The following is a 23,477-nucleotide window of genomic DNA, read 5'->3' as shown; positions in this document are numbered from 1 at the left end:
GCATCATTCAGCTTTATCTAACTTTTTTGCTTCTGCTTCGTGCTGTAGTGTATATTCTATTGCTTTTTCTTCTATATAGTTAAAAAAGAAATAACAAAATGTCAAAAAGCTAGTTAAAATGATTGCAAACGTTATTAATATTAACTTAAGTTCTTTTTTAGAGTTTTCAGCTTTGAATCGCTTTTCCTCTTCTTCATCAATTATAAACTCAGGTAATATATTTGATGCTTCTTCTTTATTTTCCATGCGTTACCATATCTTAAATTTATTAAAAATTAATGATAGAATTTAAATATCATTTAAGTAAATTATGAAAAGATACTTAAAATAAGTCAACAATTTTTAATCATTAGTTGTGATTTAATATAAATGACTAGTGCTTTTTAAAATAATTTTCTAATAGACAGTTTTAAAATTCAAAATTTTTAACTAAGATATTATTTATAAATTCTGAAATTAGTTATTCTTCTTTCTTGAGTTTCTGATTTTGTTTTTGGGAAATCTACATTATCTTAGCCAAGTGTATGAAAGTGTTTAAGCTTTCTTCATCGTCTTTGGTCATTATATAAGGCACTTTAACATATATAAGCATTTGATGTGTTTTGTCCGATATTTTATTTTTCTCTAAAAACGCATATAATTTATGAGTATTGTTATGTTCATCTTGTATACTAAACGCTTTATTTACTGCAACTGATTTATCGGATTTTGACATAAAATCATCAATAAAATAGTTTAAAGAATCTCTAAATAATTCGCTTAATTGCTCATCATTTTCAAGTTCTTCATGTGATAACGATCTTGCGGTTTTCAACTTAAAATATGATTTAATCATTTCAAGAGCAGAATATCTATCGCAGTTATTATTAGGAATTTTATATAACATTTTTTTATCAAAATATGCAGGTATTATTTTTAAATCCTTATTAATAATTTGCTGTTTGTAATAAGATAACTGGCGGATAACAGTAGCTGTAAGGCCTGCAACTAAGATAGAGTATAAGTTTAGTGATTGAAAAAGCATATTTTTAATATATTTAATTATAACTACCAACGATAGTATAATATTTTTTGCTTTTTAATCTAAAAAATGAACCATTGTTGTATATTACTTATTTTTTTCTTTCAATTAGTTTATTTATCACATATTTATTGTGCCACTAATAGAACATGAGATTTATATAAATTAACTTTCAACTCAACTAATCGATTTTCATATCTATGACAAGAAAGTTATTAAAAAATAAATTTTTAAAATCTTATTAATTTTTGCTTAAAAATATATTAAAATATAAGAAAATAAAGAAGTTGAACATCCATTAATACAAATAAATAAGCAGCAAGAAAAGGGACCATTTGATATTATTGGTGATGTACATGGTTGTTTTGATGAGTTAAAAAACTTATTAGAAAAGCTCGGTTATAGAATTAAAAAAGGTAATAAATATATTATTACTCATCCTCAAGGAAGACAAATTATTTTCGTAGGGGATTTAGTAGATCGAGGTCCAAACTCACCGGAGGTATTACGCTTAGTAATGGATAGTGTTTCCTCATCTATTGCCTTTTGTGTTAACGGTAACCATGATGACAAACTAAAACGAAAACTTCAGGGATGAAATGTTGTTATTGCTCATGGACTTCAGGAAACACTTGAGCAATTAGAAAACGAGCCGGCAGAATTTAAAGCATCTGTTCTTGAATTTTTAGAAAGTTGAGGTAGCTATTACATATTAGACGATAAAAAATTAGCAGTAGCACATGCCGGCATTAAAGAAAAAGATCTAGGGCGTAGTTTTGAGCGAATAAGTAAATTTTGTATGTATGGTGCAACCACCGGTGAAATTGATGAGTTTAGTTTACCGCTTCGTTATCCGTGGGACCAAGAATATCAAGGAAATACGCTGATTGTTTATGGGCATACCCCTGTTTGTGAAGCACAGTGGCTTAATAACACTATAAATATTGATACAGGATGTGTATTTGGAGGTAAACTTACCGCACTTCGTTATCCGGAAAAAGAATTAGTCTCTGTAGATGCTGCAAAAATTTATTGTAAACCAATCAAACCATTTAAGAAATAATTAGATTATGGATTCACAAATAGTATATAAGCAGCTACAGAGAAATTAAAAGAAATCAATATAAAACCACCAAATCAAGTAAGCTATGCATGGAATGATCTACCAAATATTATAAAGATAATAAAGAAAAAATAAATATGTATAAGATAGTTCAAATAAAATTTGGCTATCATTATAATTGTAAATATTTTTCATAAGTCCGAGTACAACCGACTAAATCATAACTACCATTAACAGGTGAGGGTAATATATCACTCTTAACTAATTGCTGAATCCTGTGAGTAGTTAAGCCTTACGCCTGTTATTTTATGGCAGATATAGTTCACTTTGAATTAGATTTTTGCATATCTAATATTTCTTGCTTTTTTTCTTTTGCTTCTAAGTCATCAGGATTTAATTCTAATACCTTATTGTATGAACTCAATGCTAAATCGAATTTACCTAATTTTTCTAATATAGTAGCGTAATTAAAATATATATTAGGGTATGTAGGATTCAATTTTATAGCTTTCAAAAAAGCTTCTAAAGCTAAATTATATTCTCCTAATTCTAATAGAAGATTACCTTTTTATCATAAAAAGCTCCAAATAATTAGAGTTTGACTCTATTGCTTTATCGTATGCTTTCAGTGTTAACTCATATTTCCCAAGCTTTTTTAACATTGCTCCTTGATTAATATAACCTCCAAATTCATTTGGATTTAATTCAATTTCCTTATTAAATGCTTTAAGAGCAAGTTCGTATTCTTCTAAAGATATTAGTATAGTACCGTAATTATTATAAATTTCGGAATCGTCAATATCTCCGTCAAGTACTTTATTAAATAATTCAACCGCTAACGTATGGTAGCCTAGTACATAAAAAATAACTCCCTTATAAAAATACGCAGTAAAATAATCAGGGTTTAGTTTTATAGCTATATTATATGCTTCAAGTGCTGATTCATATTTGTTAAGTGCCTAAAATGACATCCCTTGATTAATATAAAATTCAAAATTTTTTGGATCTAATTCTATAGCTTTCTCGTAAGAAAGGAGTGATAACTCATATTTTCCTAACTGATATAATATTATACCTCGAGCAAAATATGCTAATGCATCGTTAGGGTTTAATTTTATTGCTTCATCATATTTTGCAAGCTCTTTTTCGTAATTATTGATATTACTCTCAAGAGTTTGAGGTTTATTATTAAAAAATGATATTTTAGGTAAATAATTACGAAAGCATATAACTAGAACAATAAGAATAAGCAAACTAATCAGTAGCTTATAATACATATTAACATTTACAATTTATTAAAATGTTAATTATACTATATAAACTAATTATTAAAAAGAAAGTATTATGGAACTACTAATACGAAATGTGAAACTATTATATTTCGCTTTTTATTGCTACTGGTTAACTTCAAATCCCTATAGCTAGGGATGGTGTGATAGCAAGAGGAGGGGTAGCCAAAATATCTAAAGAAGCCCATATAAACAGACAACATATATATAAAATGCTATCTAGTAAAGGTATCTGTACTAGTTAGGAGTTGATCTGACAGTATTGAGTAATCAGGCAGCTTGATAAGTTAAGGTCAAGTTGTCTGATATTGTCTCTATATTATCAATATTTTTATTAATTGCAATATAAAGAGAATCTTTAAAAGTTTGCATTGGCGTTTTACCGTAACAATGTTTACCTGAATGAGTTCTTTCATTATTATAACCTACAAGCCAGTTATCTATATCAGTTTGTAGCTCTTCTAATGTAGAATAAAACTTTTTGCGGAATAAAATGTGATAACATTCTTCTTGCATAGTTGTGTGGAATCGTTCACATATCCCATTAGTTTGAGGACTATAGGCTTTAGTTTTAGAATGATCTATATTTTCAATACCAAGATATAACTGATAAGCATGATGCTCAGGCTTGCCACAATACTCCGTTCCTCTATCTGTTAATATCCGAACCAGAGGAATATTATAGCTTTCAAAAAATGGTATAACCCTATCGTTAAGATGGTCTGCACTCGTTATAGCTGTTTTTTCTGTATAAAGTTTACAAATAGCAATAGAATAAGTATCAACGAAAGTTTGCTGATAAATACGTCCTATACCTTTTATATTCCCTACATAATAGGTATCTTGAGAACCAAGATAACCGGGATGTAAACTCTCAATCTCACCGCTTGCTTCACGTTTGTTTTTTACTTTTTCAAGAGCTGTTAACTGTATATCATTTAGAATAATACCGTCGCTTGCTACCTTATTTTCTAAAGCTTTTAAGCGTTTCTTAAAATTTTCTAAATCATGACGAAGCCAAACTGATCTTACGCCTCCTCCTGAAATAATTATTCCTTTCTTGCGTAGCTCATTAGCTGTACGTTCTTGACCATAAGCGGGATATTCAACTGTAATATTAACTATAGCATCTTCAACACTTGCTGGTACTCGGTTCTTTAAACAAGGCTTTCTTCTGCTCATCTCATATAGCGCTTCTTCTCCACCTTGTTCATGAAGCTCTTTATAGCGGTAAAATGTATCTCGGCTATAACCCATTACTTTACATGCTTGCGATACGTTACCTAGTTGTTCTGCTAGTTGTAATAAACCAATTCTTGGCTTTATTATTTTTTGTTGGTATATTGTCATCTGACAGTCTCCTTTTTTTAGAGGTTGTTAAATTTTTGCCGGGTACGAGTATATCTTTTTTTTCATACCCAACAACTTCTTACTGTCAGATCAACTCCTAACTAGTACAGGTAATCCAAGTTTCGACAATATCGGTTCTTTATTAAATACTCTAGGGCTGCAGTTGAAAGTCGAGACTTATGCGTTTTAATTTTAATGGTACTCCCTAGCAGATGATTTTAGACAAAATTATAAAATGCGTGTTATTATTATCTGCTTAGCAAATTATAATTTAAAACCTTGAAAGGTTAATGTACGATTTGCTAACCGCAACAAGCCATAGAACACAAATAAGCAATACTTTTATTATGCAATAAAATTTATCAGAATTAGCTAATTGTTTTGAATAGCATGGAATATAATACAGAGAACCTTAGACTCTGCTTTATCCTAATTTTTTAAGCTGTGTATTTTTCAAGGATTGTTGTTGTAAAATATCCTTTTTATTTGTTAATCTAGTACTTACCATTCCTACTGGAATTGTTTTTGCAATAGCTGAAGCTTTTTGTAATGTTTCTTTGAGTAGGTTGCTAAAGCCAGTATTTTCTTTTTGATTGTTTTTTGAAAGTTTTTGCTGTATCACTCAGGTATATGGCTAAATCCTGCCTCGTGTTTCTGCTGGTTTTCTAAAGCTTTCTCTAAGTTAACCTTGTGGCTAGAGCCAACGGTTGCAATTACATTATATCCTTTTACTGCGAACTTCATTAATCACGTCAGTCATATATTGTTTACGATTTTCATTATATAAAGCAGAATCTTTTGTATGCTCTAAATTCCTACCTTCTAAACTAATCACTTTAATTCCATTTTCTTTGGCGGCTTTATATAAAAGTGCATCTTGAAATGTCAGGGTATTTTCTAGCTTTTCAGGAAGTTTTAAAGGATTATCAGGATTTTTCTCGTTATGCTCTAATATATTTGCTATCTTAATTATATCTTTCATCCCCTGATTTTCACCATACTGCTTACACTCAATAGCTATTACTGTATTTTTGTCAATCTTTCCTGCTTGAATTTCTGTAATCAAAGTCTGATTATTGCTTCCATGTTCTGTTGAATGATCGTGCTCCGCTCTAACCTTTACAGTACCGATTTTTTCAGCTTCTACAGATTTTTTAGCATCGATTGCTTTGATATCTATATTTGCTGTAATCGCTGCTTCTCTATTTGCTGAGCAGCTCTTGGTTATCGTTTACAGCAGCAAGACGATCATTTAAATTGTATTTTCCCTTTTCGTTTAGCTCTTCTTGAGGCACAAAATGTGTGATGTTTTCTTTTTCGGTACGAGTGAGATGTTGATTACCAAGATCAGAAGATGGTTGTTCAGAAGCTTTTTAAAGATTAGTGGCTTCTTGCTGTTTTTTAATAAACTCAATCGCCGCTGCTTGCCGTTCTAGGCTAAATTTGGAGAATTAAGCTAGAAATTCATCAAAAGATGGTTCTTTTAGCTTTTGTGCCTCTGCAAGATCTTTCTTAAGTTGAACATTTTCTAATTGGAGTACCTCAATTTTTTGTGTAGCATCCTCTAACATTTTATTTTTTCTAGAGATTGAGTAAGCTTATCGCCGAGGTCGCTGTATTTAGCACCAAGATCGGTGTATTTATCGCCAAGCTTATTGTGTGTAGCGATAAGTTTGTGATGTTCACCGACGAGGCTGTTATATTTATTGATGAGCTCTTCGTGTTTAGTGTCGAGTGCATTGTATTTATCGACGAGTCCGTCGTATTTATCAGCAAACCCATTGTGTTTAGCACCAAGTTCGTTATGTTTAGCAAGAAGTCCCTTGTACCTATCCAAAAGTCCGTTGTATTTTTATTGTAGCTCTGTATTGCTTTGTTCTAGACTTGCAGCAGTTTTTCTTTCTTTTAAAAGGTCAATGCTTAACTGCTCTTTTTCCTGTCTTAGGTCTTTGTTCTCATTTTGCAGTAAATCTTTTGCATTACTTAGTTGTGTTTTTTCAGCTTGTAGTCCGTTTTCCTTTTTTAGTTTTCTGTTAGCACTATCGCTTTCCTCAAGCTGTTTTTATAGGTTAACATTCTTAGTTTTTTCTTTCTCAATTTCGGTTTTAAGACTTTCTTTCTCAGTTTGTTCATGAGTAACGTTGCTTTCAAGCTTACTAACCTGATTTTGAAGCTCTTTGCTTTTATCAACAACACCCTGCTTTTCCTTGGTTAGAGTATTAACTTGAGATTGTAAACCTTTGTTTTTTTGTTCTAGGGCTTCTATGTTATTGCTTAACATATGCCCGATTTTAATATTGCTTGCCAGAAGATCGCGTGGTAAAAATCCAGGCTGATTATTTTCAAATGTATGAGGTTCAAAAAAACTATCCTTCTCTTCTTGAGTTAAACTTGGAGAAGGGCTATATTTTTTTTAGGAAAGTTTTTAGGATAATCAGCAGTTCTATGTACAACCACCCTTTGTGCCGGCTCAGTTCTGCTAGCCAAGACCTCAAACTTTATAGTACAGCCGGTACAACACCCTACCTTCCTGGTACTATTACTCTTTGCTAAACCTATGTCAAATTCTTGCCTCCCCTTCTCTCTGGTACCCTAGTTACATAACTTACTCCTTTTGCTTCAACATGCCTAGCCTTATAATCATCTATATAAGCCACTTTCCTTAATGTTTTATCTTTAATGCTGGACTTTGCTAAAAGCTTTAGCTCATCTGTACTAAGGAAATCCTCGAAACGCCTAGTAACAAGATTATCCAGGAAAGCTTCTGCTTCGTTATCATCTTTAAATATACTATTAAGATAATCAATATTTTTGCGTTCACCAACATGCTGTGCTTCTTCAATCTCTACCATCTTGTTAAGGTACTTACGCTTTTGTACTTTGTCATCATGGTCTTCGGACGGGGTTTATGCCTTTGCCAATTCTTCAGCTATAATATTTTTTAAAATGTGATTCCCCTTTGCATAGGCATTTAGAAACAGTGTTTTCTTTGCAGCTTTAAGAACCACTTCATCGCGCGAGTCTCCACTACTTTTTGAAGATCAGTTTTTAACTCTCTACATTGATCTTCAGGTATAGAATTAAGTTTATCGTTCTTCTTATGCTCAGGGAAACTAACATATAAATTATTACTACCTATTGGTTGGACAATTGCTGTATATGGGTCTTTAGCAAATACTTTTGCGAAAACGTCTAATGGTTTTGTACGTGCAGTAATTTCTGCCTCATATGTTACTCTAAGACCTCGTTTTGTATCAGTATAATCATAACTTTTACTCATATGGTTTCCTCTCAATTTTTTAAAAAGCTATATTATGGAGTCGGAATTCTCTTCAGTATCGTTCACTCCTATTAAATCTGCCAAATCTTTCAACGATTCTTCTGTATATAAGGGAGCTAAAAACTTCTTATAACACTCGACCTGAGTCATACCACTAGGAGGAGTGTAAGTTGCTAAACATATATACTTAATAACTATCTCCTACTAAATTAACTTTTTCGTTAGTTTCAGGCATACTTTGTATATATTGTTCAACTAAGTCTAAAATTTGTTCATTTTTCTTAAGGAGAGCAGCAGAAATAGGACTAAAATTTTCTCGATTAACATTAACTAGTATATTACTTTCATGAAATAAGCTTAAAATATGTTTTATTAAATCAATATTTTCTAATAATATAGCATTGGTAAGTAACATATTGTAAAAACCATCTTCAGAGGTAACATTATCCTGCGTATGTGCTTTTATATAATTAGATACAAACTGTTCTTCTAACTCGCTTCCTTTAATATGCTCTTCTTTAAACTTATCTAAATCATTTGTAGTGAGTAGAGTATCAAATTTTTTTAGTTCCATTGTTCTATGTCCTTTTTTGTTTAATTGTATTTATAGTAATATCTTGATTTGGATTCTAAATTTTTGCTGTTAAAAAACACTAAAAGTTAATAAGTCTTATATTAATTTTTGTTTTCTAATTTAAAATTGTTAATGAATTACTACATTTTTAATAAATTTTCAAGTTATGTTTATTTTTACAGCATTATTATTGCTAATAATAACTAGTTTTAAATTTTTTTGCTTTTTTAAAATAGAAATGATTGAATAAAAATTTTTCATGTAAAAGTTCTAATAAAGCAAAATATATTTAACAAAATATGAACACCTAAATGCGTTGGTGGTCTGCTGTTTTGCTACTTAACTTTACTTACTTGGGAGCTTAAACCAAGATGAGTATATTTATAGGGATATTTTTTAATGATAACTTTTAGATTGGTAATATTCACTATTTTAGTAATTTTTTAACTTTTTTGTTTTTAGGTAATAAGTAGTTTTCGGTAGAAATGACTTTTTTACCGATTTCGCTTTCCAACGCCACTCTAGCTTTTTTAGCTATTCCTCCTCCTATTTTACCGGCAATTTTATTTTCTTCTATTCCTGTTGCATTATTAGTTTCTGCTACTTGACGAGTAGATAATTCAGCAAGAGCAGTGAATATCAATTCTGCTTCATTCATGTGATCACGTAAATTTTGATTTTTCAAACCTTTTATATTTTTATGCTCTTTAATGCTTAACCCCCCTGCCCACTCTTGATGAATAATATTAGTTAATATGGCAAAGTCATTCTCTTTTGTTACTTCATGATTTTTCCAATAGTCAGTTAGCTTATTTCGTGTTTCTTGTCCCATCATACGTTGTTGAATCCATTTCTCGCTACGACCGTGTCGTTTCCAGTTTTCTCATGCTCTATCAATGGATTTTTCCGGGTCAGAAACTTCCTTGATTCTCTCATAACCGACTTCAGCAAGCCATTGTTTAAACGGTTCTGCTTTCAGGGAAGGGACAGACTGAATAATACGAAGTAAGGATTCCGTATTTGCACAGTCTGTTTGATAACGCTTGCCATCGCTACTTAGAAGTTTCAGCTGTACGATTTTTTCGTACAACTCAATAAATCCTTCATTTTCTGATAATTATCTCTTTAAATCCGACCAATATCGACGTGGGGTAGTACTATCAGTTAACGCTCCTACTACATCAACTACTGAAAACCACCATTCGTTATTATGAAAAATTCTTCTGATATCTTTATCTTTAAAAGTTACTAGTTTATTTAGTTCGTGGCTATTATTCATTATAATTACGGTCTTATATTAATTTTTATGAATTATATATATTCTAAATAAATTTTACAACTAACATTAGAAATAAAAATATCTATAGTAAAAAGTAACTAATGATTTATGAAATGGCAAGATGTCATATTTCGTTTTCTACTCTTATTGATCAACTCAAAACTCCTATATTTATAAGCTTTTTATGCTTTCAATTCTCAAAACGAAGAGAAATGCATTAAAAATTCCTATCGCTAGGGGAGGTATGGGGTAGGCGTTACCCGCTGTTAAAAGGCTAGGCAAGTACCTTTTATGTTATTTAGCCGTGTCTAATGCATGGTTAAAACTCTCTGTAAATAGAATAAGGTCTTTTTGTGCCTCCTTCTTCTTGAATACTTGCAAAGTGAGCTTTGCTATAAACAGCAGAGCTATGTTTATATTTATCAGCAAACTCTACTTTAATGTTTGTTCTTTATCTTCTATCCTACCAATTTCTGCTATTATTAAAGATGTGTGGAATGGCTTTGTAAATTTGTGAACATCACCAAATATCTTATCACGGTGTAAGCTATTAACAAAATATTATTGGCAGTACTTGGTGCATTTGAAGCATCCGAGTTTATTAAAATTAGTACTTATTCGGTGATAAAAAACGGCATAGTACTAGGGCATTTAAATAATGAAGAGCATGATTTTATAGCTAAAGCTACGATTTTTGCTGAAAAATATGGATTTGATGAATAGAAAAGATTTGAATCAATATATGATAGAGCTGAACCAGGCAATTAATATCACTTAATATTGAAACCTGAAAAGCTTGACTTTATGCTGCGTCCGCCGTTTGATACACTCGTGAATTTGCCCAAAAATGGCGAATGGTACCCGCAGCCGGACTTGAACCGGCAAGAGCTTACGCCCCACGGATTTTAAGTCCGTTATGTCTACCATTCCATCACGCGGGCAAGATCAGTGTACAGTAATATTATATACTATTTAATTCGCGGTGACAGATTAATAAAAAAAATATAAAAAAGCAAGCACTTTTATCATTAATATATTAGTCTGATATGAAAAAGTTATTAAACCCCTTTAAAATAGTTAGTTTACTCATTAATTTATTAGATAATTAACTTAAATAGTGACAAAATAGTAATAATATGATAGATTAGTTTCAGAAAGTAATACTTTCTCTTGCATGTTATTGACATGTTTATTGACAAATGCCGCAAGGTAAGGTAGTTTTGCATAATGAATTTTTATCAGCTCTTATATTTAAGTGAGGCTTAAAGTAAAATTTAAGTTTTAGTTACTATAAGCGTGTGTTAAGTTCAAATAAGTAATTTCTATCTAATAAAGGTTTTTATGGCTACAAATATAGTAGGTAAAGTTAAGTGGTATAATTCTACGAAGAATTTTGGATTTATTGAACAGGAAAATGGCGGCAAAGATGTGTTTGTACATAAATCAGCCGTAGACGCTGCAGGGTTACATAGCCTTGAAGAAGGACAAGATGTAATTTTTGATCTTGAAGAAAAGCAAGGAAAAGCCTATGCTGTTAACCTCAGAATTAAATAAATATATTTATAATACCAAAGCAGCTATCCAAAATTGTTTATAATTTAGGGTAGCCTAGTCATCTTTATCAAAATAGTAAATACTTTGTTTTTGTCTTATAACAACCTATATAATTTTAAGTATAATAAATTATTTTTACTAAAGGGCATGAAAATGCCCTAAATCTAATAATATTATTCTGGCTTGAATAAGATTCTAAAATAGTTTCATTATTCATTATCGTCTTATATATTTAGTTGGCGTTTTGTAATCTAGTTAAGCATATTTTTTGATTCAGGATAATTATATAAGTCGTTATTTTAATTTACTATAACTTATTTTTTATACAATAGACCTCTTGCATAACTTGACCTTATAAAGGGAATAAGAACTTCTACTCTACGCAAGCGTACTATAGTTAAGTGTGTGGGGGGATGAGAGGATAGAGTCGATGTCTTAATTATCTTTAGAAATGGGTTATGTAAGAGGTCTAATCAATAATGTGCATATTTTGATTTAAAACTAATATTGGATTATATAATGAAAAATTTTAATTTATCTGAAGAATTAATTATTGCTCTTGAGACAATGAATATAACTGAGCCGACTGAAATACAAAAGCAATCGATTCCGGTTGCAATGGCGGGGTCGGACATACTCGCTTCTAGCCAAACGGGTTCAGGAAAAACTCTTGCTTATTTATTGCCGTTAATTGATTCATTTATTAAAAATAAAACTACTGCTTTAATTCTTGTTCCGACTAGAGAACTAGCAATGCAAATACACAGTACTTTAAATAAAGTAACTACATCCTATAAAATTAATAGTGCAGTTTTGATAGGCGGTGAACCGATGCCTAAACAATTTATGCAATTAAAAAAGAATCCGAAAGTGATTATCGGTACGCCGGGGCGTATTATCGATCACTTAAATAGGGAAAGTCTAAAAATTGATCGTATAGGCATAACCGTACTTGACGAAATGGATAGAATGCTTGATATGGGGATGAAAGAACAGTTAGACGAAATCAATAAATTTTTACCGGAAAAAAGACAAGTTTTAATGTTTTCCGCTACTATGCCAAAACATATTATTGCTCTTTCTCAAAAATATCTAAACAATCCGGTACGTATTACGGTAGGTGCTACTAATAAAGCAGCTGCAGAAATAAAACAGGAATCCCTACATATTTCTGATAAAGAAAAATTTAGTGAATTAACTAAACAACTTGGTAATAGGGAAGGATCGGTAATTATTTTTGTGAAGACTAAACGCTCTGCCGATCAATTAGCTAAAATGTTAAAATATGAAAATCATAAAGCAGAAGCTATACATGGTGATTTAAGTCAGCGTCAACGTGAAAGAGTAATTTTATCATTTCATAAGTCAAACCATAGAATAATGGTAGCAACTGATGTAGCGGCTCGTGGGCTTGATATTCCTCATACACAGCATGTTATTAATTATGATTTACCTATGTGTCCTGAAGATTATTTACATAGAATAGGTAGAACGGGTAGAGCAGGGGCTACCGGACATGCGTTGTCTTTTATTTCTCCTGATGATGTTATTAGATGGCGTGCAATTGATCGTCTAGTAAATAAAGGAGAATCTACGCCACGCAGTGAGTTTAGAAGTGATAAAAATAACCGTAAAAGATCATTCGGTAAAAGAGCCGGCGGTGACGGTAAAAAGTTTAATTCTTTTGATAATAATCACAAAAAAACTTTTGATGGTAACAGTTACAGTAATAAAAGAAAGAAAGTCTCGTAGTTTAGATTTACGTCATTGCCACGCGATCAAAGATCGCTCGCGATGACGATCAAGTTAGCTAGGATAACAAATATAAAAAAGGAGAATAAGCTCATAAGTTTAAATTTTTCACGATTTCAATATATATCTAATATTTTCTTTATATTAATAATTTCTTTTCCCGGAGGTTTAATTTATTTACTTACCGGTTCAACGCTTTCTTTTTGGCTTCGAGAATCTGGTTTTGATAAAATCACTATCGGGCTTTTTAGTTTAGTTAATTTTATTCATATATTTAAATTTTTATGGGGTCCTTTACTTGAAAAAGTAAGTTTTTCTCCTTTAAGTAAGCGAGGATATAAATATTGTTTAATCCTTGCTTTGGTTAGTTGTATTTTTTGTATATATGTTCTAACAAATTTTAACCCTAATACTCATTTTATACCATTTGCTTTATGCTTAGTAGCTGTGGCATTTTTTTCTTCCATTTATGATATGTTACTTCAATCATCACAGATGTTACTGATTACAAATAAAAATTGGGGCATAAGTGAGGCAGCTTGTACTACAGGTTTTAGAATTGGTATACTTATAGCAGGTTCAGGAGCATTATATTTATCAACTATCATATTTTGGCGAGATGTTTATCGTGCTATGGCAATTTTATGTATACCATCATTACTATTAATTATAATCTATCCGCTTAAATTTAAAGATAAGATAATTATTAATGATTTTGATAGATTTTGGCATGCTTTTTATGACTTTATCAAGAAACCTAAATGGCTAATAATTGTTAGTTTCATGCTTCTATATCGTCTTCAAGATAATTTTCTTTCAATTATGCCAAATATGTTTTATCTCGATATCGGGTATACGAAGAAAGATTTAGCTCTTGGATATAAAGCTTTCGGTATGTGTGCTGCAATCCTTGGAGGTTTTATAGGCGGGTTTTTGTGCCGAAAATATGAATATTCTTATTTGCTTAAAAAAGCATTAACATATCATGCTTTATCTAGCCTATCTTTTTTATTTCTCTATTTTTATAATCGAGATATTACAAGTCTGTATATAGCGGTCTTTTTTCAAGAATTTACCAAGGGCTTAACTATATCGCCGTTTTTTTCTTACCAATTAAGATGCTGTAGTTCTAAATATTGTATAACCCAAATTGCTTTAATTACTTCTATTGCTTATATTAGTACCATATTGTTTGGTAGTATTTCAGGCTATGCAGCTACTTATTTAGGTTGGACTTATTTTTTTATTGTGGCAGGGTTTTGTTTTATACCGGCTTATATATTAATTAGATATTTACCGCCTTATGTCATTCCTGCGAAAGCAGGAATCCATTGAGCAAAAGGCATAAATGTTATTAGCTTTTAGGCTGTTGCGTACGGAAAATTAAATTACTTCTCTTTTTTCTAGATTCCTGCGATCAGTGAAATGACATGGATCTATGCAATAACATCCAAGATAAATACAAATATATTGTAAAAATGGCTCTATCAATTTATAATAGTTAAAAAATTTATTAATGTGCTTTAATTATGTTTATTCAAACTGAAGATACTCCCAACCCTGATGCAATAAAATTTTTCCCAGGGCAGAAAATAAGTAGTGATCAGCCGGTATTTTTTAGTGAGCTTGCTGAAGTAAAAGGAAGAAGCAAACTTGCAGCATCACTATTTCATATTAATAATGTGAAATCAGTATTTTTCGGTAGTGATTTTATAACAGTAACTAAACAAGCTGAAGGTAATTGGCAAGTTATAAAGCCTGAAATTTTAATGGTTATTATGGATCATTTTGTTTCAGGATTTCCTGTATTTGAAGAAAACACCAAAGCAGATAATGTAAATCATAGTTTTGACGGGCTTTCGGAAATAGAGAAGCAAATCATAGAGATTATTGAAACTAGGGTGCGTCCATCTGTTGCACAAGACGGCGGTGATATAATATATAAAGGCTTTGAAAACGGTATAGTTAAATTAGCACTTCGTGGTGCATGCCTTGGATGTCCTAGTTCCATTATTACCTTAAAAAACGGCATTGAGTCCATGCTTAAACATTTTGTACCGGAAGTGCAAGAAGTTGAAGCTGTAGAGGAAGATTTTGAGTAATTTAGTATGCTAACTGCGAGCGACTAAGGACCTTGTTGTGTAGGTTAGTCTTCGTCATTGCGAGAAGAAACTGCAAGTTTCGACGAAGCAATCTAGTAAAAAATTCTGATTTACAGAATTTTTTTATTATTTTTTCTGGATTGCCACGCAGTCTACGACTGCTCGCAATGACGTTAAATGTCATATAAGATATTAAATTTTTTTGAAGAATAGTATGGTGCTATTCTTCCTTTGCAGAATTGATTATATCATTTTGATGCCAAATAAAACGTAATGCAGTTTAACATCCTTTGGAGCATATACTACGATAGGTAGTTTGCTATTATATCTTAAAAATGTTTCATCGCCTAAAAATACACTAACCGGTTGTATGGTTGCTTTTACGTTTGGGCATGCCATCATTGTACTAGCAGGGTGATCGCTAACTTGATCGATTACATAATAATTATATCCCTATCCTTCTAAAGTTTTTGTTTCCAGCTTACCGCCAAACCAAACATGATTACAATCTTTCATTGCATTTTTTGTTACTTGTAATTCTACTTTTAGTTTTTCTTCATTGGACTCTGTAGGTAAATGAATTACATAACGCTTTTGATTTTTAAGTAGCGTAGGGTGCAATATCTTTTAACGGCTTATCGGTATTAGCTAATAAATAAGTATTTAAAAAACATGATATAAGAAATATTATAATTTTATTTGGCATATGATTATTTTTTTAATTAAAATCCATTATCTCGCCTAAAGGAGTTTATAAGAAGAATTTATTTTGCCATCGGCTATACCAGCACTAAAACCTTCACTATAGTCAACATCACCATTGTCGTTTATTTTTTTACTTAAAAATAATATAGCATTTTCAAATTTATTTTCTTTTAATATAGGCTAAACTACAAACTTTCATGGCAAGCCTTTCATTATTAGGTAATCTAAAATATATTTCTGATCCGTTATTGGATTCAAAAAAATTACATATTATTATAAGCACCTAATAATAATAAATTATTTAATACATCTATGGTCACTTGTTCTTCAAGGTTTATAATTTTAGGAAATAATATGTAATTATTGTGATTATTTTGTATATTTGAAATAAGAATACTTTGAGAGTTATATTGCTGTTTTTCCAAATATATATTTGCAAAATTATTTTGATTTAATTCGGTAAAATCTAATTCGGCATAGTGTGTTGCTCCGTCAATGTCTAAACTATATACAGGCTTATCTTCCAATATCTCTTCAAATAAATCTTCCCGTAGCTCTTGTAACTCTTGTAAAAAATTTTGAGTATGTTCTTTAGTTTTACAAGTATCAATTTGATTTGCAAAGCTTTTTGCTATAAAAAACTTTAAATCTTTTTGATCCGATAAAGATAAATCATGAATGTGACATTTAAATGTTTTATCTATATAATCTATTAGTGATGCAATATCTGCAGGAAAATTTTCAGTTATTTCTAATAATTCTTTTTTATGCTGTTCTGACATTATATTTATATTCTAATCTAATCCCGTTTCTTTCTTAAAAAAGCCGGTATGTCATGAATATCAGACTCTTTATTATCTTGATCTAGAGTATTAATAACAACGTTTTTGCGTTCTAAAGTTTGATTATTTGAAGCACGCAGAGAACCCCATATTTTTCCTAAAAATGATGGTTTTGGTGAGTCATCTTCAGATTGGTTGAAAGTATTTACATGTAACCCCTTTTCATTTCCGATAAAATTTTGATTCATTGGAGAGTCGGTAATTTCAATATTTTCGGTACTGTAGCTGTTAAAATCAGGAATTTCTTCTATTTGTATAGGTTGTGCTATAGCTTCATTATAAGTTTCTGCAGGAACTGTATTGGTAGTTTCAGCTATTGCGGGTTTATATGTCGGTACTTTATCAGCATCAATACCGGTAGCAACAACCGATACTCTGATAATTCCTTTTAGTTCCGGATTAAATGTTGAACCGAAAATAATATTAGCATCAAGGTTATCTACTTCTTCTCTAATTCTATTAGCAGCGTTGTCAACTTCAAATAAGGTCATGTCGGAACCACCGGTAATATTAATTAATACCCCTCTTGCACCGCACATTGAGCTATGATCTAGCAGCGGATTTGAAATTGCAGATTCTGCCGCTTTAATGGCTCTATCTTCACCGCTAGCTTCACCCGTACCCATCATTGCTTTACCCATTTCGCTCATTACTGCTTTAATATCGGCAAAATCAAGATTAATAAGTCCTGGCATAATCATTAAATCCGTTACTCCTCTAACGCCTGCATGTAATACGTCATCTGCCATTTTGAAAGCATCGGCAAACGTCGTTTGTTCATTAGCAATACGGAATAGATTTTGGTTCGGTATTACAATTAAAGTATCAACGAATTGCTGTAATTCAATAAGTCCTTTATCGGCAGTTTTCATACGATGACCGCCTTCAAAATGGAAAGGTTTAGTTACTACTCCAACCGTAAGGATGCCTAATTCTTTAGCAATGCATGCAATAACCGGTGCAGAACCGGTACCTGTACCACCACCCATACCTGCCGTAATAAATACCATATTGCTATTTTCTAGGTAACTACGAATTTCGCTTTCTGATTCTTGAGCAGCAAGTGCTCCAACCTCAGGAGAAGCTCCTGCCCCAAGACCTCTAGTCGTAGAAACACCGAGTTGTATTTTGTTGGTGCATAAAGAATGTTCAAGCGATTGTGCATCAGTATTAGCTACTATAAAATTAGTACCTTGCAGATTAGCACTAATCATATTATTTACTGCATTACTACCTGCACCCCCGACGCCGAAAACCGTAATGGTCGGCTTTAATACTATATTTTCAGGAGCTTTTATATTTAAAACCATGATAATCTTTTATTTATATAATTTATGTCTAAGTATAATAAAAGATTTAGACTGTGTGAAGAAAAATTTAATTAATCTATCTGGTATTGCAGATTAGTTAATAATTTAACGTCATTGCGAGGAAAAATTGAAAATTTTGACAAAGCAATCCAGTAAAAAATTCTAATTTACAGAATTTTTTTTATTATTTTCTGGATTGCTATGCAGTCGAAGACTGCGTAGCTCATGACGATATCTATATTTAGTTAGCAACCCCCATGTTCATCATAAAAGAACTATGAGACAGTTATGGAGTAATCGGCTATAAACGGTTTAGAATTCACCATTTTCTACCTTCATCTCTAAGCTCTTTAATAGTATAAGGAGCTAATGTTTTACCTTTGCTGAATTCTCTTATTTGCTCTACTATATTATCCATTTTAGGCTTTTGAGTTATAGGTATAATTTTTGCAACCGGCGTATTATGCTTACAGATAGTAATTTATTCGCCGTCTTGTACACGCTGTATTAGATCGGAAAAATGAGTTTTTGCTTCGGGTAGGTTAATTTGATTAGATAAATTTTGTTTCACATAGGTAATATAATAAATAGACTAATTTAATATTATCCTATTTATAAGATTTTGTACAACAATATTAATAATTTAAACTAATATCTTTATATAAAATCTAGGATTGACTAACCATTTTTTCAGGTACTACTATTTTATCAAACTCTTCTTCTGATAAAAGATTGAGTTCTTTTGCGGCTTCTTTTAAAGTGATTCCGTGCTTATATGCTTCTTTAGCAATTTTTGCGGCATTATCATAGCCGATATGTGGATTAAGGGCTGTAACTAACATTAGAGATTTATCACGTAAATCATTAATGCGTGCTATATTAGGTTCTAATCCTTTAACACAGTGAGTAACAAAGCTATTTACGCTATCGGATAACAGCTCTATAGATTGTAGGATATTGTATATTATTACGGGTTTAAATACGTTAAGTTCAAGATGCCCGTTTGAGCCGGCAATAGTAACTGTAACATGATTTCCCATCACCTGACTGCACACCATTGTTAAAGCTTCGACTTGTGTAGGGTTTACTTTACCGGGCATAATCGAAGAACCAGGTTCATTCTCAGGTAAATACAGCTCACCAAGACCGCATCTTGGACCGGAGCCGAGCAGTCTTATATCATTTGCTATTTTCATTAAGCTAACTGCTATAGTATTAAGAGTTCCTGAAAATTCTACTAAGGCGTCGTGGGCAGCTAGGCTTTCAAATTTATTAGGAGCCGTCTTAAAAGGTTGTTTAGTAAACTCTGCCACTTTCTCGGCAAATTTTATATCAAAGCCTATTTTTGAGTTAATACCTGTACCGACTGCTGTTCCTCCTTGAGCAAGTAGATAAACTTTTTTTAGTGCATCTTCTATACGTTCTAAAGCATACTCTATTTGTGTAATATATCCAGAGAATTCCTGTTTAAGAGTTAAAGGAGTTGCATCCTGCAAGTGGGTACGTCCTATTTTTATGATTTTATCCCAATCTTTTGACTTGTCTTGCAAAGAGGTAAGTAAATTATTCAAAGCCGGTATCAGTTGCTGTTTAGTTGCAAGTACGGTTGCTATATGCATAGCGGTTGGAAAAGAGTCGTTGGATGATTGTCCTTTATTAACATGATCGTTAGGATGTACCGGAGATTTGCCGCCTTTTTTGCCTGTTAATCTTTCGTTGGCAATTGAGGCAATAACCTCGTTCATATTCATGTTTGTTTGTGTACCTGAACCTGTTTGCCAAACTACTAAAGGAAAATTATCCTCAAATTCGCCTTCTAATATTCTATCCGCGGCTTTATCTATACTTATAGCTATTTTAGCTTCTAAATCACCAAACTCATGATTAACCTGTGCTGCACATTTTTTTAAAATAGCAAGAGCACGAATTAAAATTTCAGGCATTTTTTGCTTGCCTATTTTAAAATTTTCTAAAGATCTTTGAGTTTGAGCCCCCCAATAAAATTTTTCTTCTATTTGAATTTCTCCAAAAGAGTCGCTTTCGGTTCTGTAATTTTTCATAAATTGTTAAATGTTATATAATTACCTATTTTTTTCATAAAATGATCACTTACTGCATTCAAATCTAATTGCTCGGCTAATTTAGCAAAGCTATAATATAATTTGTCTGTTAAAGAAGCTTTTTTTAGATTCTTAGCAATAAATACTAATGTGCTTTCTATCATAAGATTACGATTAAAACTATAAAATTTTTGCCAATGTTCTTTATATTTAGGTTCGGAAGATTCTATATAATCGGAATATATAGGTTTAGTAATTACTGCTTTACCTTGATATATATCAAATATAGTATTATTAATTAATCTTTCATTCTTGAGGTTATTGATCACTTTATCAAAAAAATTGTTTAATATAGCCGTTGTTATCTCTTCTGCTATAAGTTCATTTATTAAATATGTCTAATTGTTTTTCAAAATTCTCGATAATTTGTTCATTTGGTCCCCTTTTCATGACTTTTCTCTCAAATTAATTGATATAATAAAAGTTTATGACTTTAATTTTAGTAGACTAAATATTTATATCGAAGTAAATAAAAAACAATATTTGATTTATTAAAAATATTATTTATGTAATGAATGAAAAATTATAGAAGCGGCATTTGATACATTAAGACTTTCTACTCTCTTAGAAATAGGGATTTTGGCTAAATAATCACATGTTTCTTTGACTAATCTTCGCATGCCTTTATCTTCTGAACCAAATACTAATGCTATTTTGTTGGAAATTAATTTATCGGTAAAGTAGTCATTTGCAGAACCTGTTAGACCTATAATCCAAAAGCCATGTTTTTTAAGATAATTCATATATGAGCGTAAGTTAGTCACTTTAATGATAGGTATTAATTCTAAAGTACCGCAAGCCGCTTTAGCAATGCTACCGCTTTCATTCGGAGAATTATCTTGAGGTAATATTATAGCATTTATATCAAAAGCAGTGGCACTGCGAATAATTGCTCCAATATTTTGTGTGTCTGTTATTTGATCAAGAATCGCAATTTTACATTTTGGGTTTTTTATAGCTATGTCCTCTAGATTATAAGAAAAAATCGGTCTAACTTTTGCAGCTATTCCTTGATGTGTTTGGTTTTTCAGTAATTTAGATAAAATATCGTTATTAACAATTTCATAAGATCTAGTACCTATTAATTTTTTGTTTGTATCAAAAATGTCCCTAGTGCATAAAATATTTTCAATTTGACGTTTTGGATTATTTAGAGCAGAAAATACAGGATGTTTCCCATACATATAATAACAATTTTTAGAATCAAGTATTTTATTTTGCATCTTATTGAAAACCGTTAGTAATTTGTTCTTGACAGAAGCTACTATTTATTATAGAAAGTTACAACTAAATAAATGTGCAAGCTGCTATTTGTTTATTTGATGATTCGGCAAGAAGTTTTATTAAGTCCTAATACTAATTATATATTGTATTTTACAGTGAATTAGTCTATTTAATACAGTAAAGTTTTTAGGAGGGGTGGCCGAGTGGTCAATGGCAGCAGACTGTAAATCTGCCCGCGTAAGCGTTCGAAGGTTCGAATCCTTCTCCCTCCACCACTTAAATGGTTCAGGGAAGCATATCATTTTTTTAAAAGATTTCATGTATATATGTTTTATTTTATTTAAAAATAAAGCATAATTGTGTATATTTATAAATCTGAATAAAATTTGACATAGCACTGTTAACAAAATAGCTTTTAAATTATTTTATTAACAGTGCCACGATGCGGGTGTAGCTCAATGGTAGAGTTCCAGCCTTCCAAGCTGGCTGTGTGGGTTCGATTCCCATCACCCGCTCCAGAGATAGTGGTAACAAATAAATTTAGCAAAAAAATGCACTTATAAAAAATTAACTTGTATTAAACCTAAAAAATTGTAGAGAGTAATAATATGGCAAAAGCAAAATTTGAACGAACTAAACCGCACGTTAATATAGGTACGATCGGTCACGTAGATCACGGTAAAACTTCCTTAACGGCAGCAATAACTATAGTACTTGCTAAGACAGGTGGAGCAAAAGCTACAGCGTATGATCAAATTGATGCTGCTCCTGAAGAAAAAGAAAGAGGTATAACTATTTCTACTGCACACGTAGAATATGAGACTAAAAATAGACACTATGCACACGTAGATTGTCCGGGACACGCTGACTATGTAAAGAACATGATAACCGGTGCTGCTCAGATGGACGGTGCAATATTAGTAGTTTCTGCTGCTGATGGTCCTATGCCGCAAACTAGAGAGCATATATTACTAGCAAAACAGGTAGGTGTACCTGCTATGGTAGTATTCTTAAATAAAGTAGATATGGTGGATGATCCTGATCTATTAGAACTAGTAGAGATGGAAGTAAGGGAATTATTATCAAAATATGGTTTCCCAGGTGATGAAATACCTGTTATTAAAGGTTCTGCACTTCAAGCTTTAGAAGGAAAGCCTGAAGGTGAGAAAGCTATTAATGAGTTAATGGATGCAGTAGATAGCTATATACCGCAGCCTGTAAGAGCTACGGATAAACCTTTCTTAATGCCGATAGAAGATGTGTTCTCTATTTCAGGAAGAGGTACTGTTGTAACCGGTAGAGTAGAGTCAGGAATAATTAAGGTAGGTGAGGAAATTGAAATAGTCGGTCTAAAAGATACGCAAAAAACTACCTGTACCGGTGTAGAAATGTTCAGAAAATTACTTGATGAAGGGCAAGCCGGAGATAATGTCGGTATATTACTACGCGGTACAAAAAGAGAAGAAGTTGAAAGAGGACAAGTACTTGCAAAACCGGGTAGCATAAAACCGCATGACAAGTTTAAAGCTGAAGTATATGTGCTTAGTAAAGAAGAAGGTGGACGTCATACCCCATTTACTAATGACTATCGTCCGCAGTTCTATTTTAGAACAACAGACGTTACCGGTACAATAAAATTGCCTGCTGATAAGCAGATGGTTATGCCTGGAGATAATGCTACTTTTACAGTAGAATTAATTAAACCGATTGCTATGCAGGAAGGGTTAAAATTCTCTATACGTGAAGGTGGTAGAACAGTGGGTGCCGGCGTAGTAACTAAAATAAATAATTAATTGATTTTATAAATACCTATTATTAAAAAATAATAGGTATTTAATATTTTAAGATGTAGTAGATATCTTTCCGAACTAGCTATTTGAAGGAGACATGGAACGCAGAACCGCAGCGTACATACACATATGTGAGGGTTCGAGTACCAGATCGACGTACAAATTACCTCTAGAAGCGAAGTTTAGGAAGATGTCTAAAAAACATCTTGCTGTTTAAATATT

General features: G+C 31.7%; 26 protein-coding genes, 3 tRNA genes and 6 pseudogenes. 11 read left to right on the top strand and 24 right to left on the bottom strand.

Annotated features, from left to right (window positions below):
* Window positions 1-3: 3 nt before the first annotated feature.
* A complete protein-coding gene (locus AB1146_RS00695; protein WP_010421590.1) occupies window positions 4-246 on the bottom strand; it encodes a hypothetical protein in 243 nt (80 codons plus the stop codon).
* Between the two features lie 256 nt (window positions 247-502).
* On the bottom strand, window positions 503-1,054 hold the full coding sequence (locus tag AB1146_RS00690; protein ID WP_010421592.1) for a hypothetical protein: 552 nt from the start codon (window positions 1,052-1,054) through the stop codon (window positions 503-505).
* A 268-nt stretch (window positions 1,055-1,322) separates the two neighbouring features.
* Here AB1146_RS00690 and AB1146_RS00685 point away from each other — a divergent pair, with 268 nt between their 5' ends.
* Entirely contained in the window at window positions 1,323-1,619 is a 297-nt protein-coding gene (locus AB1146_RS00685) for a metallophosphoesterase (protein ID WP_198005280.1), read from the top strand.
* 201 nt (window positions 1,620-1,820) lie between these two features.
* On the top strand, window positions 1,821-2,084 hold the full coding sequence (locus AB1146_RS00680; RefSeq protein WP_010421594.1) for a hypothetical protein: 264 nt from the start codon (window positions 1,821-1,823) through the stop codon (window positions 2,082-2,084).
* Between the two features lie 322 nt (window positions 2,085-2,406).
* Here AB1146_RS00680 and AB1146_RS00675 read toward each other — a convergent pair.
* The 14 genes and pseudogenes from AB1146_RS00675 to AB1146_RS00610 all read right to left on the bottom strand — a co-directional run.
* Window positions 2,407-2,640 (bottom strand): annotated as a pseudogene (locus AB1146_RS00675) (tetratricopeptide repeat protein); the annotation flags it as partial.
* A 4-nt stretch (window positions 2,641-2,644) separates the two neighbouring features.
* Complete coding sequence (locus tag AB1146_RS00670) at window positions 2,645-2,869, bottom strand: GlcNAc transferase (RefSeq protein ID WP_332094821.1); 225 nt, start codon at window positions 2,867-2,869, stop codon at window positions 2,645-2,647.
* A gap of 21 nt (window positions 2,870-2,890) precedes the next feature.
* Window positions 2,891-3,028, bottom strand: a pseudogene (locus tag AB1146_RS00665) (tetratricopeptide repeat protein); the annotation flags it as partial.
* 15 nt (window positions 3,029-3,043) lie between these two features.
* Window positions 3,044-3,361 (bottom strand): tetratricopeptide repeat protein, encoded by a 318-nt coding sequence (locus tag AB1146_RS00660; RefSeq protein ID WP_010421600.1) that lies wholly within the window; start codon window positions 3,359-3,361, stop codon window positions 3,044-3,046.
* Between the two features lie 282 nt (window positions 3,362-3,643).
* Window positions 3,644-4,723, bottom strand: a complete 1,080-nt coding sequence (locus AB1146_RS00655; protein ID WP_010420735.1) for an IS481 family transposase — start codon at window positions 4,721-4,723, stop codon at window positions 3,644-3,646.
* Between the two features lie 424 nt (window positions 4,724-5,147).
* On the bottom strand, window positions 5,148-5,345 hold the full coding sequence (locus AB1146_RS00650; RefSeq protein WP_029374762.1) for a hypothetical protein: 198 nt from the start codon (window positions 5,343-5,345) through the stop codon (window positions 5,148-5,150).
* A gap of 96 nt (window positions 5,346-5,441) precedes the next feature.
* Window positions 5,442-5,789 (bottom strand): hypothetical protein, encoded by a 348-nt coding sequence (locus AB1146_RS00645; protein WP_029374763.1) that lies wholly within the window; start codon window positions 5,787-5,789, stop codon window positions 5,442-5,444.
* Between the two features lie 498 nt (window positions 5,790-6,287).
* Entirely contained in the window at window positions 6,288-6,560 is a 273-nt protein-coding gene (locus AB1146_RS00640; RefSeq protein WP_010421605.1) for a hypothetical protein, read from the bottom strand.
* 225 nt (window positions 6,561-6,785) lie between these two features.
* A complete protein-coding gene (locus AB1146_RS00635) occupies window positions 6,786-7,004 on the bottom strand; it encodes a hypothetical protein (protein ID WP_010421607.1) in 219 nt (72 codons plus the stop codon).
* Between the two features lie 274 nt (window positions 7,005-7,278).
* On the bottom strand, window positions 7,279-7,575 hold the full coding sequence (locus tag AB1146_RS00630) for a hypothetical protein (RefSeq protein ID WP_010421609.1): 297 nt from the start codon (window positions 7,573-7,575) through the stop codon (window positions 7,279-7,281).
* A 119-nt stretch (window positions 7,576-7,694) separates the two neighbouring features.
* On the bottom strand, window positions 7,695-8,003 hold the full coding sequence (locus tag AB1146_RS00625) for a hypothetical protein (protein ID WP_010421611.1): 309 nt from the start codon (window positions 8,001-8,003) through the stop codon (window positions 7,695-7,697).
* Window positions 8,004-8,190: 187 nt separating this feature from the next.
* Window positions 8,191-8,577: a hypothetical protein gene (locus AB1146_RS00620; RefSeq protein WP_010421614.1), complete on the bottom strand. Its 387-nt coding sequence runs from the start codon at window positions 8,575-8,577 to the stop codon at window positions 8,191-8,193.
* Window positions 8,578-9,004: 427 nt separating this feature from the next.
* Window positions 9,005-9,412 carry a hypothetical protein gene (locus tag AB1146_RS00615; RefSeq protein ID WP_156790172.1) on the bottom strand — a complete coding sequence of 136 codons (408 nt, stop codon included), beginning with the start codon at window positions 9,410-9,412 and terminating at the stop codon, window positions 9,005-9,007.
* Between the two features lie 282 nt (window positions 9,413-9,694).
* A complete protein-coding gene (locus AB1146_RS00610) occupies window positions 9,695-9,856 on the bottom strand; it encodes a hypothetical protein (protein ID WP_010421617.1) in 162 nt (53 codons plus the stop codon).
* Window positions 9,857-10,420: 564 nt separating this feature from the next.
* Here AB1146_RS00610 and AB1146_RS00605 point away from each other — a divergent pair.
* Window positions 10,421-10,579: a hypothetical protein gene (locus tag AB1146_RS00605; RefSeq protein WP_010421619.1), complete on the top strand. Its 159-nt coding sequence runs from the start codon at window positions 10,421-10,423 to the stop codon at window positions 10,577-10,579.
* A gap of 132 nt (window positions 10,580-10,711) precedes the next feature.
* Here AB1146_RS00605 and AB1146_RS00600 read toward each other — a convergent pair.
* Window positions 10,712-10,797 (bottom strand) — tRNA-Leu (locus AB1146_RS00600).
* Window positions 10,798-11,197: 400 nt separating this feature from the next.
* Between AB1146_RS00600 and AB1146_RS00595 the strand changes: the two genes are divergently transcribed.
* The 4 genes from AB1146_RS00595 (at window position 11,198) to AB1146_RS00580 (ending at window position 15,264) form a co-directional block, all read left to right on the top strand.
* On the top strand, window positions 11,198-11,410 hold the full coding sequence (locus tag AB1146_RS00595; protein ID WP_008579233.1) for a cold-shock protein: 213 nt from the start codon (window positions 11,198-11,200) through the stop codon (window positions 11,408-11,410).
* Between the two features lie 519 nt (window positions 11,411-11,929).
* Window positions 11,930-13,162 carry a DEAD/DEAH box helicase gene (locus tag AB1146_RS00590; RefSeq protein WP_010421624.1) on the top strand — a complete coding sequence of 411 codons (1,233 nt, stop codon included), beginning with the start codon at window positions 11,930-11,932 and terminating at the stop codon, window positions 13,160-13,162.
* Window positions 13,163-13,204: 42 nt separating this feature from the next.
* Window positions 13,205-14,497 (top strand): MFS transporter, encoded by a 1,293-nt coding sequence (locus AB1146_RS00585; protein ID WP_010421626.1) that lies wholly within the window; start codon window positions 13,205-13,207, stop codon window positions 14,495-14,497.
* A gap of 194 nt (window positions 14,498-14,691) precedes the next feature.
* On the top strand, window positions 14,692-15,264 hold the full coding sequence (locus tag AB1146_RS00580; RefSeq protein WP_010421628.1) for a NifU family protein: 573 nt from the start codon (window positions 14,692-14,694) through the stop codon (window positions 15,262-15,264).
* Window positions 15,265-15,507: 243 nt separating this feature from the next.
* Here the strand turns inward: AB1146_RS00580 and AB1146_RS00575 are convergent.
* The 7 genes and pseudogenes from AB1146_RS00575 to rlmB all read right to left on the bottom strand — a co-directional run bounded on the left by AB1146_RS00575 (window position 15,508) and on the right by rlmB (window position 21,464).
* Window positions 15,508-15,885, bottom strand: a pseudogene (locus AB1146_RS00575) (ecotin family protein).
* 97 nt (window positions 15,886-15,982) lie between these two features.
* A pseudogene (locus tag AB1146_RS00570) lies at window positions 15,983-16,496 on the bottom strand (hypothetical protein).
* 272 nt (window positions 16,497-16,768) lie between these two features.
* Window positions 16,769-18,121 carry a cell division protein FtsZ gene (ftsZ, locus tag AB1146_RS00565; protein ID WP_010421633.1) on the bottom strand — a complete coding sequence of 451 codons (1,353 nt, stop codon included), beginning with the start codon at window positions 18,119-18,121 and terminating at the stop codon, window positions 16,769-16,771.
* Between the two features lie 319 nt (window positions 18,122-18,440).
* A pseudogene (locus tag AB1146_RS00560) lies at window positions 18,441-18,692 on the bottom strand (type II toxin-antitoxin system Phd/YefM family antitoxin).
* A 97-nt stretch (window positions 18,693-18,789) separates the two neighbouring features.
* Window positions 18,790-20,181 carry a class II fumarate hydratase gene (fumC, locus tag AB1146_RS00555; protein ID WP_010421639.1) on the bottom strand — a complete coding sequence of 464 codons (1,392 nt, stop codon included), beginning with the start codon at window positions 20,179-20,181 and terminating at the stop codon, window positions 18,790-18,792.
* A pseudogene (locus AB1146_RS00550) lies at window positions 20,178-20,631 on the bottom strand (hypothetical protein). The gene fumC and the pseudogene AB1146_RS00550 overlap by 4 nt, the downstream one beginning before the upstream one ends.
* Window positions 20,632-20,741: 110 nt before the next feature.
* Window positions 20,742-21,464: a 23S rRNA (guanosine(2251)-2'-O)-methyltransferase RlmB gene (gene rlmB / locus AB1146_RS00545; RefSeq protein WP_010421646.1), complete on the bottom strand. Its 723-nt coding sequence runs from the start codon at window positions 21,462-21,464 to the stop codon at window positions 20,742-20,744.
* 190 nt (window positions 21,465-21,654) lie between these two features.
* On the opposite strand from rlmB, the gene AB1146_RS00540 reads away from it, so the two are divergent.
* The 4 genes from AB1146_RS00540 to AB1146_RS00525 all read left to right on the top strand — a co-directional run bounded on the left by AB1146_RS00540 (window position 21,655) and on the right by AB1146_RS00525 (window position 23,472).
* Window positions 21,655-21,740: transfer RNA gene (locus AB1146_RS00540), tRNA-Tyr, on the top strand.
* A 169-nt stretch (window positions 21,741-21,909) separates the two neighbouring features.
* Window positions 21,910-21,983 (top strand) — tRNA-Gly (locus AB1146_RS00535).
* A gap of 90 nt (window positions 21,984-22,073) precedes the next feature.
* Window positions 22,074-23,258, top strand: coding sequence for an elongation factor Tu (tuf, locus tag AB1146_RS00530; RefSeq protein WP_010421650.1), 1,185 nt, complete (start codon window positions 22,074-22,076; stop codon window positions 23,256-23,258).
* 94 nt (window positions 23,259-23,352) lie between these two features.
* On the top strand, window positions 23,353-23,472 hold the full coding sequence (locus tag AB1146_RS00525) for a palindromic element RPE1 domain-containing protein (RefSeq protein ID WP_083831779.1): 120 nt from the start codon (window positions 23,353-23,355) through the stop codon (window positions 23,470-23,472).
* Window positions 23,473-23,477 lie beyond the last annotated feature (5 nt).

It is taken from the genome of Rickettsia helvetica, assembly GCF_963970025.1.
In the GTDB taxonomy this organism is placed as follows: Bacteria; Pseudomonadota; Alphaproteobacteria; order Rickettsiales; family Rickettsiaceae; genus Rickettsia; species Rickettsia helvetica.
Note: the sequence above shows the minus strand (reverse complement) of the source record. Positions and strands in the feature narration are given on the sequence as shown.